The 13489-nt window shown below is 55.8% G+C and carries 10 protein-coding genes and 1 pseudogene; all 11 read right to left on the reverse strand.

Annotated elements, in window-relative coordinates; translation table 11 throughout:
• Positions 1-20: 20 nt before the first annotated feature.
• Positions 21-1175 carry a cell division protein FtsZ gene (gene ftsZ, locus WH279_RS06080; RefSeq protein WP_133842297.1) on the reverse strand — a complete coding sequence of 385 codons (1155 nt, stop codon included), beginning with the start codon at positions 1173-1175 and terminating at the stop codon, positions 21-23.
• Between the two features lie 101 nt (positions 1176-1276).
• Positions 1277-2533: a cell division protein FtsA gene (gene ftsA, locus WH279_RS06085; protein WP_048914885.1), complete on the reverse strand. Its 1257-nt coding sequence runs from the start codon at positions 2531-2533 to the stop codon at positions 1277-1279.
• Positions 2530-3387, reverse strand: coding sequence for a cell division protein FtsQ (ftsQ, locus tag WH279_RS06090; RefSeq protein WP_339455314.1), 858 nt, complete (start codon positions 3385-3387; stop codon positions 2530-2532). Before ftsQ ends, ftsA begins: the two co-directional genes overlap by 4 nt.
• Before the next feature lies 1 nt (position 3388).
• Positions 3389-4309, reverse strand: a pseudogene (locus tag WH279_RS06095) (D-alanine--D-alanine ligase).
• On the reverse strand, positions 4302-5777 hold the full coding sequence (gene murC / locus WH279_RS06100) for a UDP-N-acetylmuramate--L-alanine ligase (RefSeq protein WP_339455315.1): 1476 nt from the start codon (positions 5775-5777) through the stop codon (positions 4302-4304). Before murC ends, WH279_RS06095 begins: the two are co-directional and overlap by 8 nt.
• Positions 5778-5888: 111 nt before the next feature.
• Positions 5889-6947, reverse strand: coding sequence for an undecaprenyldiphospho-muramoylpentapeptide beta-N-acetylglucosaminyltransferase (gene murG / locus WH279_RS06105; RefSeq protein ID WP_339455316.1), 1059 nt, complete (start codon positions 6945-6947; stop codon positions 5889-5891).
• 3 nt (positions 6948-6950) lie between these two features.
• On the reverse strand, positions 6951-8159 hold the full coding sequence (gene ftsW / locus WH279_RS06110; RefSeq protein WP_133842302.1) for a cell division protein FtsW: 1209 nt from the start codon (positions 8157-8159) through the stop codon (positions 6951-6953).
• Positions 8159-9475: a UDP-N-acetylmuramoyl-L-alanine--D-glutamate ligase gene (murD, locus tag WH279_RS06115; RefSeq protein WP_339455317.1), complete on the reverse strand. Its 1317-nt coding sequence runs from the start codon at positions 9473-9475 to the stop codon at positions 8159-8161. Before murD ends, ftsW begins: the two co-directional genes overlap by 1 nt.
• Before the next feature lie 2 nt (positions 9476-9477).
• A complete protein-coding gene (gene mraY / locus WH279_RS06120; RefSeq protein ID WP_200641652.1) occupies positions 9478-10560 on the reverse strand; it encodes a phospho-N-acetylmuramoyl-pentapeptide-transferase in 1083 nt (360 codons plus the stop codon).
• Positions 10554-11915, reverse strand: a complete 1362-nt coding sequence (gene murF / locus WH279_RS06125) for a UDP-N-acetylmuramoyl-tripeptide--D-alanyl-D-alanine ligase (protein WP_339455318.1) — start codon at positions 11913-11915, stop codon at positions 10554-10556. The genes mraY and murF overlap by 7 nt, the downstream gene beginning before the upstream one ends.
• Positions 11912-13399, reverse strand: coding sequence for a UDP-N-acetylmuramoyl-L-alanyl-D-glutamate--2,6-diaminopimelate ligase (gene murE, locus WH279_RS06130; protein ID WP_339455319.1), 1488 nt, complete (start codon positions 13397-13399; stop codon positions 11912-11914). The genes murF and murE overlap by 4 nt, the downstream gene beginning before the upstream one ends.
• Positions 13400-13489 lie beyond the last annotated feature (90 nt).

Consider the following 13489-nt stretch of genomic DNA (forward strand, 5'->3'; position numbering starts at 1 on the left):
CCCAATTTCTCAGGTAATTCTTAGTCTGCCTGCTTACGCAAGAAGGCCGGAATATCCAGATAGTCAGGCTCTTTGTTCGTCTGTGCACCCGGATCATTGACCACTTTCGCAGCAGGTTTTTGTTCCTGCGGCAACGGGGCCATTCCGTGCTGCTGATAACGGTTGTCCATCAGTGGCTGAGTCGGCTGTTTGCTGGTCACCAGGGTGATTTCTGGACGTTTGTCCATGCCGATACCGGTTGCCACCACGGTGACACGCAGTTCGTCATTCATTTCTGGATCGAGCGATGTACCGATAACGACGGTGGCGTTATCAGAAGCGAAAGCACGGATAGTGTTACCCACGGTTTCGAACTCATCCAGACGCAGGTCAAAACCAGCGGTGATGTTAACCAGCACACCACGTGCGCCTGACAGATCGATATCTTCCAGCAGTGGGCTGGAGATCGCCATTTCAGCGGCTTCTTCAGCACGGTCTTCGCCACACGCCACGCCTGAACCCATCATCGCGTAGCCCATTTCGGACATCACGGTGCGCACGTCAGCAAAGTCGACGTTCATCAGGCCCGGACGGGTAATCAGTTCTGCGATACCCTGCACTGCACCTTTCAGCACATCGTTAGCGGCGCCGAATGCGTCCAGCAGCGAAATCCCACGACCCAGAACTTTCAGCAACTTGTCGTTTGGAATGGTGATCAGAGAATCAACATGCTTAGACAGCTCTGCGATGCCCTGCTCGGCAAACGCCATGCGCTTCTTACCTTCAAAATTGAAGGGCTTAGTCACCACAGCAACGGTCAGGATGCCGAGTTCTTTAGCCACTTCCGCCACAACCGGCGCAGCACCCGTACCGGTACCGCCACCCATACCTGCGGCGATGAACACCATGTCTGCACCTTCCAGTGCCTGACGCAGTGCTTCACGATCTTCTTCTGCAGAGTTACGACCTACTTCCGGGTTTGCACCCGCACCCAGGCCTTTAGTAATGCCATTACCAATCTGAATGGTCTGGCCTACTGCTGTTTTGCGCAGTGCCTGTGCATCGGTATTGACTGCGAAGAACTCAACGCCTTCAATACGCTCACGCACCATATGCTCAACAGCGTTGCCGCCGCCGCCGCCGACGCCGATGACTTTAATCACCGCGTCGTTGGTTAATTCCATCGGTTCAAACATAATTTCTCTCCGTTATGTGCCTGTTCGCCTGGAGATCACTAATAAGTCTATACCTGCAACGTAAAATTGCTTAGGTACAGCATGATCCCCTTTGGTAAAAATTAAAACTCTTTTCTCAGCCAGCTGTTGATTTTCTTGAACCAATTACCCACTGAGGCTCTTTTTTCTACTTCTGCCTCACCGTTAAGGTGAGATTCTTTTCCGTAGTGCAGTAAGCCAACCGCTGTTGAGTAGTAAGGCTCCTGCGCGTAATCCGTTAATCCAGTGATATTCAACGGCTGTCCGATACGCACTTGCGTGTGGAATACACGCTGGGCGCAAGCCGCCAATCCTTCAATCTGTGCCGCGCCACCCGTCAGTACGATACCGGCCGCGAGGTGATGTTTAACGCCCTGCTGGCGTAGCTGCTCCTGCAATTGCAGGATTTCGTCGTTCACCAGATTAAGCAGCTCGGTGTAACGCGGTTCAATGACCTCTGCCAGCGTCTGACGTTGCAGACTGCGTGGTGGACGACCACCCACGCTGGGCACTTCCACATTCTCGTCTTTGCCGACAATGGATCCCAGTGCACAGCCATGGCGAACTTTAATCGCTTCAGCATCCGTCGGCGGCGTGCCGAAGGCATAGGCGATATCGCTGGTGACCACGTTACCCGCGTACGGGATCACTTTCGTGTGGCGCAGCGCGCCGCCGGTATACACGGCGATATCCATTGTACCGCCGCCCACGTCAACCACGCAGACGCCCAGCTCGCGTTCATCTTCAGTCAACACGGCAAAGCTGGAGGCCAGCCCGGCGAAAATTAACTGATCCACCTTCAGGCCACAGCGCTCTACCGCTTTGACGATGTTCTTCGCCATATCATTGTGACAGGTGATCAAATGCACTTTCGCCTGCATGCGCACCCCGGATAATCCGACCGGGTTTTTGATCCCTTCCTGATAGTCGATCGCATATTCTTGCGGAATAACATGGAGGATGCGGTGTTCATCACGAACACGGACGGATTTTGCAGTGTGTACCACATTCTCCACATCTTCCTGTGTCACTTCTTCTTCGGAAATAGGAACCATCCCTATTTCGTTCTGACAACTGATATGTTTGCCCGATAATGCAAGGTAAACAGACGAAATCTGGCAATCAGCCATCAATTCGGCTTGGTCGATAGCACGCTGAACGCATTTGACTACCGATTCCAGGTCATTGACCCCGCCTTTATCCATCCCACGAGACGGGCAGCTGCCCACCCCGATAATATTCACCATGCCATCAGGCAGAACTTCCCCTACCAGGGCGGCCACCTTCGCGGTGCCTATCTCGAGTCCAACTACCAGTTTTCTGTCCGTCGACTTGATCATTGTTGTTTAGCCTGTGCCTGTGCCTGAGTTTGTTGCTGTTGCTGATTACTGTCAGCGGCCACGATAGGTGCCGGTGCCCATCCTACTGCTGCGCCAGAGTCGTAACGCAGATCAACGTAGGTAATAAGCTTGTTATCCAACTGGGCCTGCTGTTGCAGGGTGGGGTATAACTCGATAAAGCGCTGCAGCCGCTTCATGTCTTCGTTTCGCCCCAGCTCAAGCCGGATATCATTCTGTAGCACCAACTGCCATGAACGCCTTGCGGTCATGGATGCCGCTTTCAATTTCAATTTACTGGCCGCCAGAACATCACTCATCTGGTGGAAGCCGGTTAACACTTCGGACTCGCTGCCTTCAGGGCCATACAACATCGGCATCACTTCTTTGCCGAGATGACTGGCCGGGACGCTAAACGATTTACCCTCTGCATCAACCATATGCACATCATTCCAGCGTGCAACCGGGACATACTCAACCAGATGAATTTTTAATTCGTCCGGCCACTGCTTACGTACGCTCACCTGCTGTATCCACGGCAAGCGTTCAATCTGTTGCTGAATAACATCCACATCCTGCGACATAAACGTGCCGGGCTCACCCAGCGACAAAATCGCCTGGCGGATGTCATCGTTAGTGGTGTAATGCGTCTGACCGGTGACCACCAGCTTCGACAACGGAAGTCTGGAGGCATCGTTCATCCACTTCAGCACCACAAAACCACCGGCCAGCATCACACCCATGACCATCAGCAGGAAAACGATCCCAGCAAGGCGTGAACCGTTGCTGCGCCCGGTACCGGGGCGTGCTTTTTCTTGCGCTTCACGGTTGCGGACATTCAGAGCAGCCTGAGACATATCAGTCGGCCAGTTCCAGAATGCGCGTCACCAACTGTGAAAAGCTCATGCCAGCTTGTTTGGCCGCCATCGGGACCAGACTATGGCTGGTCATTCCCGGGGAAGTATTGACTTCCAACAGATAGAAACGCCCGTCGCCACCCATCATCACATCAACACGGCCCCAGCCGCTGCAACCCAGTGCTCGCCATGCCGCGATCACCAGTTCACTCAATTCCGCTTCCTGTTCCGCACTCAGCCCAGAGGGGCAAAAATATTGAGTATCGTCAGAAATGTATTTTGCTTCATAGTCATAGAACTCACTGGCGGTCTGAATACGGATAGAAGGTAAAATTTCTTCACCAATCACGCCCACCGTATATTCCGGTCCGCTAAGAAATGCTTCTACCAGCACTTCATCGTCATGACGGAAAGCTTCATCCAGTGCCGCAGGGAATTGCCAGGCTTCATTCACCCGCTAAATACCGACGCTCGAACCTTCACGGCTCGGTTTAACGAACAGCGGCAGGCCAAGCGCATCGATGCTTGCCAGTTCCTCAGGCGTCAGCCCCTCATACATCTGCTTACGCGTCAGGGCAACAAACGGCGAAACCGGTAAACCGCAGCCCTGCCACAGATACTTACTACGCAGTTTGTCCATGGTGATGGCAGACGCCATAACGCCACTGCCGGTGTAGGGAATGTTGAGAAACTCCAGCACGCCCTGCAATGTCCCATCTTCACCGCCACGGCCATGCAGGGCGATAAAGGCTTTATCAAAGCCCTGTTCTTTCAGTTGTAAAACAGGCACATCGCGAATATCTACAGGATGTGCATCAATGCCTGCTTCCTGCAAACCTTTCAGTACCGCAGCGCCAGATAACAGCGATACGTCACGTTCTGCGGAGGTTCCACCCAGCAATACCGCTATTTTCTCAGCCATGATGTTCCTCATTAATCGTCTGCAGTTGTAACTTTTGCTCGGACAAGGTGCGGGCAATACGTCCAACGTTACCGGCACCCTGAACCAGAATCAGATCGTTGCCGGACAGTTTTGGCAACAGCATTTCCAATACCGCATCGTGGTCTGAGACCAGGATAGGGTCAACCTTGCCGCGACCACGAATAGTACGGCACAGGGAGCGACTGTCTGCCCCGGGAATCGGCGACTCACCAGCAGCATAGACATCCAGCATCAACAACACATCAACCTGCGACAAAACATTAGCAAAATCATCATATAAATCGCGGGTACGGGTATACCGGTGCGGCTGGAAGATCATCACCAGATTTTTATCCGGCCATCCTGCACGTGCTGCTTTAATCGTTACGTCCACTTCCGTTGGATGATGGCCATAATCATCCACCAGCATCGCGGTACCGCTCTGCCCCTTCGTGTCAGTCACCGGATACTCACCGAGGAAGTCAAAGCGACGTCCGGTGCCCTGGAAGCTCTCCAGCGCACTGAGGATATCTTCATCCTCAATGTTCTCTTCCGTCGCTACCGCCACCGCTGCTGCTGCATTCAGCGCATTGTGGCGACCTGGTGCATTCAGCGTAACGTGCATCAGCGGTTTATCATGGCGCACCAGAGTAAAGTGCCCACGCGCCCCGCGCTGTTCGTAGTTCTCAACGCGCACATCAGCGTCATCGCTAAAGCCGTAGGTGGTAATCTGGCGGCCAACGCGTGGGATCAAATCGCGGATCACCGCATCATCAACACACAGCACTGCACGCCCATAAAACGGCAAATTATGCAGAAAGTTAATAAACGTCTGCTTTAAATTTTCGAAGTCGCCCTGGTAAGTATCCATATGATCGGCTTCAATATTCGTCACAATCGCCACCATCGGCTGCAAATGCAGGAACGATGCATCGCTCTCATCGGCTTCTGCAATCAGGTAGCGGCTGCTGCCCAGGCGCGCATGCGTCCCTGCCGCTTTCACCAGCCCACCGTTAACAAACGTCGGGTCGAGGCCGCCTTCAGCGTAAATGCTCGACACCATCGCGGTGGTGGTCGTTTTGCCATGCGTACCCGCAACCGCAATGCCATGGCGGAAGCGCATCAGTTCAGCCAGCATTTCCGCACGGCGGATCACTGGGATGCGGGCTTCACGTGCAGCAACCACTTCCGGGTTGTCCTGCGATACCGCGGTGGAGACAACCACGACGCTGGCATCACTGACGTTTTCCGGGCGATGGTTAAAGTAAATGGTCGCCCCCAGCGCGCTCAGATGCTGCGTCACCGCATTCGGTGCCAGGTCTGACCCGCTGATTTCATAACCTTCGTTCGCTAACACTTCGGCAATACCACCCATGCCAGCACCACCGATGCCAACAAAGTGAATGTGCCGGACGCGACGCATCTCGGGCACGATCGAACGCAGTTTTGCCAGTTGCTGTGTATTCATCTCTTACCTGTGTTGCTGCGGGCCAGGCATGCCTGGCCCCTACCATTCTCAATCGGGTCGGGCATCCCCTTCCCCTACAGTTTTAGACCGGTTATGCCCGACCCCTGGAAATCATTTTGCCGCTTTGCTGACTTCAGCCGCGACACGCTCAGTTGCATCCGGGATCGCCACCGCGCGCGCTTTTTCAGCCATTTGCAATAACGTTGCACGATCCCAGCGAGCCAGAGTGGCAGCCACTATTTCGGCGGTGAACTCCGGCTGTTCGTAAATTTTGGCGGCCCCGGCCTGCTCAAGCGGCAGAGCATTCCAGTACTGCTGACGATCTTTGTGCTGGAATGGCACGAAGATCGCCGGTAAACCTGCTGCAGCCACTTCACTGACGGTCAGCGCACCGGAACGACACACCACCACATCGGCCCAGGCATAGGCACTGGCCATATCGTCGATAAATTCCGACACCCGATGTTGCGTCTGGTTCACACGAGCATAATGTTGATTGACCGCCTCGAGTGCCCCTTTACCCACCTGATGCCACAAACTGATGTCATCGCCCAGCAACTCTGCCACCTGAGGCATCGTCTGGTTAAGCACGCGCGCCCCCTGACTGCCGCCAATGACCAGTATGCGGGTCGGGCCTTCGCGTCCGGCTAAACGTACCGCCGGTAATGGCAGAGCCAGCACATCGGTCCGCACAGGGTTACCCACGACTTCCGCTTTGGGAAAAGCGCCGGGAAAGGCCTGCATTACGGTAGTAGCAATCTTTGCCAGCCATTTGTTGGTTAAGCCGGCAATGCCGTTCTGTTCGTGCAGCACCACCGGGATGCCACAGCTCCAGGCCGCCAGGCCACCGGGACCAGAAACATAACCGCCCATCCCCAGCACGACATCCGGCTTCCAGGCTTTCATAATTGCCCGCGCCTGGCGCCAGGCATTGAAGATACGCAATGGCGCAGCCAGCAACGCTTTAATCCCCTTGCCACGCAGTCCGCTAATGCGGATAAAATCAATGTCGATACCATGCCTCGGCACTAAGTCCGCTTCCATTCGGTCAGCGGTACCCAGCCAGCGCACCTGCCAGCCCTGCGCCATCAGATGGTGTGCGACTGCCAGTCCGGGAAACACATGCCCACCAGTACCGCCGGCCATCACCATCAGTCGCTTTCCACTCATCGACTACCCTCTGCTAAACGCCTGTGCTTTCGCCAGGCGCGTTTCATAATCTATGCGTAATAAAAATACGATGGCGGTCGACATAATAATCAGACTCGATCCACCGTAACTGATCAGCGGCAACGTCAAACCTTTAGTCGGTAACATGCCCGCTGCGGCCCCAACGTTGACCAGCGCCTGGAAGCTAAACCAGACACCGATAGAACACGCCAAAAAGCCCGAAAAACGCTGATCGAGCTCTAAAGCACGACGTCCGATGGACATCGCGCGAAAAGCGACGAAGAATACCATTAACAGGGCTAAAACCACACCGATATAACCCAGTTCTTCACCGATAATCGAGAAGATAAAATCGGTGTGCGCTTCAGGTAAATACTCCAGTTTTTGCACAGAATTACCTAATCCCTGCCCCCAGAATTCGCCTCGACCAAAGGCCATCAACGATTGGGTTAACTGGTAACCACTGCCAAAGGGATCTTCCCATGGATTCCAGAAAGAGGTCACACGACGCATTCGGTAAGGTTCAGCAACAATCAGCAAACACACAGCAAAAATGCCGGAGCCGATAATCGCCAGGAATTGCCACAGTTTTGCCCCCGCCAGGAATAACATGGCCAGCGTCGTCACAAACAGCACAACCACCGTGCCAAGGTCAGGCTGGGCCAGCAGTAACACAGCCAGCACCACCATCACACCCATTGGCTTACAGAAGCCCCAGAAGTTATTACGCACTTCTTCTACCTTGCGCACGAGGTAGCTGGCGAGGTAACAGAACAGCGTCAGCTTCGATAATTCTGCAGGCTGAATACGCAGTGGCCCAAGAGCAATCCAGCGCGAAGCCCCGTTGACCGAGCTCCCCACCACCAGCACGATCAACAGCATCAGCACGGAGGCCAGCAGCATGATATTGCTGTAACGCTGCCAGAAATCCATCGGGATGCGCAGGGTGACCAGCGACATCCCCAGCGCCAGCGCAATGTAGAAGGCATCACGCTTGGCAAAATAGAACGGGTCGTCAGACAAGCGCTGCCCTACCGGCATCGATGCGGACGTCACCATTACGAAACCAATAATCGCCAGGCCGAAGGTCAGCCACAGCAGGGTACGGTCATACAGCACAATAGAGTTGGTATCGCTTTCACGCGATCCCATCACCCAGGATTTCAGGCGTTCGGAGAGGCCACCGGCCAGGCTCAGACCCGGTACACGCATCAGTTTGCCTCCCGCGCCAGTTGAGCAAAGGCGTCACCACGCTGCTCAAAGTTCTTAAACTGGTCGAGGCTGGCGCAGGCGGGAGAGAGCAGCACCAGATCACCCGGCTGAACCTGGTCGGCAATCTGTTGCATCGCTTCAGCCATCGTATCCGTCTGCACTGAAATCTCCGGACGCAAGGCGGCCAGCGCCGCACCATCACGGCCAAAGCAGTAAGTACGGATACGATCGCCTTGCAAATAGCGGCTCAGCGAGCTGAAATCAGCCGACTTGCCATCACCGCCCAGCAGCAACCACAACGTTCCCTTCACCTGTAAACCATTCAGCGCAGCTTCTGTGCTGCCGACATTGGTGGCCTTGGAGTCATTAATCCAGCGTACGCCATTATGTTCATGCACCAGCTGGAAGCGGTGTGGGAGGCCACCAAAGGTGGTTAACGCTTTCAGGCTGGTGGCTCGCGGCAGGCCAACGGCATCAGCCAACGCCAGTGCCGCCAGGGCATTGGTATAATTGTGCTGACCGACGAGGTGCATTTCGTCGGTGTTTAAGACTTTCTCGCCTTTCACCCGCAGCCAGATGCTGCCCTGCTGGCGGTTAAGATGATAATCGCCCACATCAGCACCAAAGCTGACACAGCGTTTATCCGCTCCGCGAACTGGCATCGTCATCGCATCGTCAGCGTTCACCACGCAGACGGCGGCATTTTCATAAATGCGTAACTTGGCGGCGCGATACTGCTGCATTCCCAGTGGATAGCGATCCATATGATCTTCAGTGACGTTGAGGATCGTGGCCGCTGCCGCCTGAAGGCTGGCGGTGGTTTCCAGCTGGAAGCTGGAGAGCTCAAGCACATACAGCTGCGCGGAGTTGTCCAGCAGCATCAGCGCCGGCAAACCGATATTGCCGCCAACACCCACCTGCCAGCCCGCCGCTTTCGCCATTTCCCCCACCAGCGTGGTGACGGTGCTTTTGCCATTGGAGCCGGTGATGGCCACAATCGGAGCCTGCGCTTCACGGCAGAACAGCTCGATATCGCCAACGATCTCCACACCCGCATCGGCGGCATCCATCAGCGAAGGATGGCTCACCGCCATGCCCGGGCTGGCAACAATCAGATCCGCACCTTGCAGCCAGTCATCATTTAACGAGCCCAACCAGCGTTCGACGTTTTCCGGCAGTTTTTCCAACCCCGGCGGCACGACACGGGTATCCATCACGCGTGGCGTTACGCCGCGTGAGACAAAGAAATCAACACAGGAGAGGCCCGTCAGGCCCAACCCGATGATGACCACTTTTTTACCCTGATAGTCAGCCATAATTAACGCACCTTCAGTGTTGCCAGGCCAATCAGCACCAGCATCAGTGAAATGATCCAGAAACGCACGATGACGCGAGGTTCTGGCCAGCCTTTCAATTCATAGTGATGGTGGATCGGCGCCATGCGGAAAATACGTTGCCCGCGCAGTTTGAACGACCCGACCTGCAGGATCACCGACAGCGTTTCAACCACAAACACACCGCCCATGATCACCAGCAGGAACTCCTGGCGCAGCAGCACGGCGATAGTTCCCAGCGCGCCGCCCAGCGCCAGTGACCCCACATCGCCCATAAAGACCTGTGCCGGGTAGGTGTTGAACCACAGGAACCCTAAGCCCGCACCGACAATCGCGGTACAGACAATCACCAGTTCACCGGCATGGCGCAGATATGGAATATGCAGATACTCAGCAAACTTCACGTTACCCGTTGCCCAGGCCACCAGAGCAAAGCCCGCAGCAACAAAAACGGTCGGCATAATCGCCAGGCCATCAAGGCCATCCGTCAGGTTGACCGCGTTGCTGGTGCCGACAATCACAAAGTAAGCCAGCAGCAGATACAGCAACCCCAGCTGCGGCATCACATCTTTAAAGAACGGCACAACCAGTTCGGTCGCCGGGGTATCTTTGCCGATCATGTACATCACAAACGCCACGCCCAGCGCGATGACTGACTGCCAGAAGTATTTCCAGCGGGCAATCAAGCCCTTGGTGTCTTTGCGCACCACTTTGCGATAATCATCCACAAAGCCAACGGCCCCGTAGCCCACGAGGACGAACAGTACGCACCAGACATAGGGATTAGAAGGATAAGCCCAAAGCAGCACCGAAATGGTGATGGAGGTGAGGATCATAATCCCGCCCATCGTCGGCGTGCCGCGCTTGCTGAAATGCGATTCCGGGCCGTCGTTACGCACAACCTGACCAAAAGACATTTCCTGCAGGCGGGCAATCATACGCGGCCCCATCCACAAGGAGATAAACAACGCGGTCAGCAGGCTGACAATGGCGCGAAACGTCAGATACGAAAAGACGTTAAAGCCGGAATAAAATGTGACCAGATGCTCGGCCAGCCAGACTAACATGCGCCTTTCTCCTGTAAGGTTTGCACAACCTGCTCCATCGCAGCACTGCGTGAACCTTTAACCAATACGGTAATCTGTTGATGTTGTGACAGTAGCTCACGCGCACGCGCGCTGAGTGCTGCCTTATCGCGGAAGTGCTCACCGACACCGCTGGCATCAGAGATGCCCTGGCTGAGTGAACCTACACTTAATACTTTGTCGATACCGGCGGCCTGTATGGCTGCCCCCACCTGACGATGGCACTCGGCGGCCTCAGCCCCCAGTTCGCCCATATCGCCGACGATCATCACGCGATAGCCCGGCATCTCAGCCAGTACCTGTGCGGCGGCGGTCATCGAACCCACGTTGGCGTTGTAGCTGTCGTCCAGCAGCAGCTGGTCCGTACCCAAGATCACCGGGAACAGACGCCCCGGAACGGCTTGCAGCGAACTCAGCCCTTGTTTTACTGCACTCAGCGGCGCGCCAACGGATAACGCCAGCGCACTGGCGGCCAGCGCGTTGGCAATATTGTGACGCCCCGGCAGTGGCAGCATCACCGCCACATCGCCTTTCGGCGTATGTAAGGTGAACTGCGTGCCCTGGGTGCTAAATGTCACGTCCGTGGCATAAAAATCACTGTCAGCCTGCTGCTCGGGCGAAAAACGCCAGACCGTTTTGGCATGCAGCGCTTGCTGCCAGTGCGGCCAGTCGTTGCTGTCGCTGTTGATAATCGCAGTGCCATGCAGCGGCAGGCCGTTAAAAATCTCACCTTTGGCTTTCGCCACGCCCGCCAGCGACCCGAAACCTTCCAGATGCGCGGCAGCAAGATTATTCACCAGCGCCGTTTCCGGCCGGGTCAGTTCAGTGGTATACGCGATCTCGCCCTGGTGGTTAGCCCCCAGTTCAATCACCGCATACTGATGATCGGTTGTCAGACGAAGCAGCGTCAGTGGCACACCGATGTCGTTATTCAGATTTCCGGCGGTATACAGCGTCTCACCACACTCGCGCAGGATAGCGGCCGTCATCTCTTTCACGGAGGTCTTGCCAGAAGAACCGGTCAGCGCCACAACGCGGGCACCGGACTGTTGACGGACCCAGCCTGCCAGCTGGCCCAGTGCAATACGGGTATCCGCCACCACCACCTGCGGCACGGCGACAGGTAAGTGCTTACTCACTAATAACGCAAGCGCGCCCGAGGTGAGAGCATCAGCAACAAAGTCATGCGCATCAAAGCGTTCGCCTTTCAGGGCGATAAACAGACAGCCTGCGGTGACCTTACGGGTATCCGTGGTGACCGCATCCATCGTCAGGTCGCTGCCATACAGCGTGCCGCCGGTGATGTCTGCCAGTTGCCGTAGCGTAAAAGCAATCATGCGAGCACCCCCAACAGACGAGCGACGGTAACACGGTCAGAGTAATCAAAGCGCTGGTTACCGATGATCTGATAATCTTCATGGCCTTTACCCGCCACCAGAACAATGTCGCCTTCCTGCGCCTGCATTACTGCGTTAGTGACCGCTTGCGCACGTCCCATCACCACGCGTGCACGGCCCGCATCCAGCAGTCCACTCAGTATATCGGCAACAATCGCCGCCGGATCTTCGCTGCGTGGGTTGTCGTCAGTAATCACCACGACATCGGCAAACTGCTCGGCAATGGCCCCCATCAGCGGACGTTTACCTTTGTCACGGTCGCCACCGCAGCCGAACAGGCACCACAGCTGACCTTTACAGTGCAGTCGCGCGGCTGCCAGCGCTTTCTCCAGGGCATCCGGCGTGTGGGCATAATCCACCACCACCGTTGGTTTGCCCGGTGCGCTGAACACTTCCATACGCCCGGTCACTGGCAGCAGTTGCTGGCCGGTAGAGGTCAGTGCAGCCAGCGGATAATCCAGAGACAGCAGCGTAGCCAGTGCCACCAGCAGATTGCTGACGTTAAATGCCCCCATCAGGCGGCTTTCAATTTCGCCGTTACCCCAACTGGATTCAAAACGCACAGAGGCCCCACCATCGTGGTAGTTAACGTCTGTTGCTTTCAGCCAGCGCCCACGGCAGCCTGGCTGTAAATTATTTTCCATCGTGACCGCGACGGCATCGGGCAATTTTTCCAGCCAGCGGCGACCCACATCGTCATCCGCATTAATGATCGCCTGGCCCACCTGATGCTCGGAGAACAGCAGCCATTTAGCCGCTTCGTAGCGCGTCATATCACCATGATAGTCAAGGTGATCACGGCTCAGGTTGGTGAACGCTGCTGCTGCAAACGGCAAAGCAGCCACACGATGCTGTACGAGGCCGTGTGAGGAGACTTCCATCGCTGCCAGCGTAGCGCCTTTGTTCACCAGCGAGGCCAGCAGGTGCTGCACATCCACCGCCGAGCCTGTCGTATTTTCCGCAGGTGCCAGTTGTCCATAGACACCGTTACCCACCGTGCCCATCACCGCACCGGTTTCGCCCAGCAACTGCGCCCACTGAGCCAGCAGTTGAGTGATGGTTGTTTTTCCATTAGTACCCGTGACGCCAATCAGCTTCAGTTTCTCACCTGGCTGCTGATAAAAACGCCCGGCCAGCGCAGACAAACGCTGAGAAAGCTGTGCGAGGAAGATCACCGGCACACCGTGCATCTGCACGATCTGTCCGTCTTCAGCTTCACCTTCGGCTTCGGCAATCACTGCCGCCACGCCCTGGGCAATCGCCTGAGGAATAAAACGGCGCCCATCGGCCGCGTGGCCTTTTATCGCCACAAACAGATCGCCGGATGCCGCAATACGGCTGTCCAGCGTCATTTCACGCAGTGGGAGCTCCGGTGCGCCAGGCACCCAGGGGGCCAGTAGGTCGCGCAGATTACGATCGGTCACTCGATCCCTCATTCTTGTTAGTTACCATCTCGTTCTTGTCACTGGTGGGTAGCGCATCCGGCTCAACATTCATGGTGCGCAATACACCGC

The organism is Erwinia sp. MYb375 (assembly GCF_037479175.1).
Lineage (GTDB): Bacteria > Pseudomonadota > Gammaproteobacteria > Enterobacterales > Enterobacteriaceae > Erwinia > Erwinia rhapontici.

Coding starts and splice junctions, on each gene's coding strand:
- ftsZ (WP_133842297.1), bottom strand. CDS start 1,175: ATGTTTGAACCGATGGAATTAACCAACGACGCGGTGATTAAAGTCATC.
- ftsA (WP_048914885.1), bottom strand. CDS start 2,533: ATGATCAAGTCGACGGACAGAAAACTGGTAGTTGGACTCGAGATAGGC.
- ftsQ (WP_339455314.1), bottom strand. CDS start 3,387: ATGTCTCAGGCTGCTCTGAATGTCCGCAACCGTGAAGCGCAAGAAAAA.
- murC (WP_339455315.1), bottom strand. CDS start 5,777: ATGAATACACAGCAACTGGCAAAACTGCGTTCGATCGTGCCCGAGATG.
- murG (WP_339455316.1), bottom strand. CDS start 6,947: ATGAGTGGAAAGCGACTGATGGTGATGGCCGGCGGTACTGGTGGGCAT.
- ftsW (WP_133842302.1), bottom strand. CDS start 8,159: ATGCGTGTACCGGGTCTGAGCCTGGCCGGTGGCCTCTCCGAACGCCTG.
- murD (WP_339455317.1), bottom strand. CDS start 9,475: ATGGCTGACTATCAGGGTAAAAAAGTGGTCATCATCGGGTTGGGCCTG.
- mraY (WP_200641652.1), bottom strand. CDS start 10,560: ATGTTAGTCTGGCTGGCCGAGCATCTGGTCACATTTTATTCCGGCTTT.
- murF (WP_339455318.1), bottom strand. CDS start 11,915: ATGATTGCTTTTACGCTACGGCAACTGGCAGACATCACCGGCGGCACG.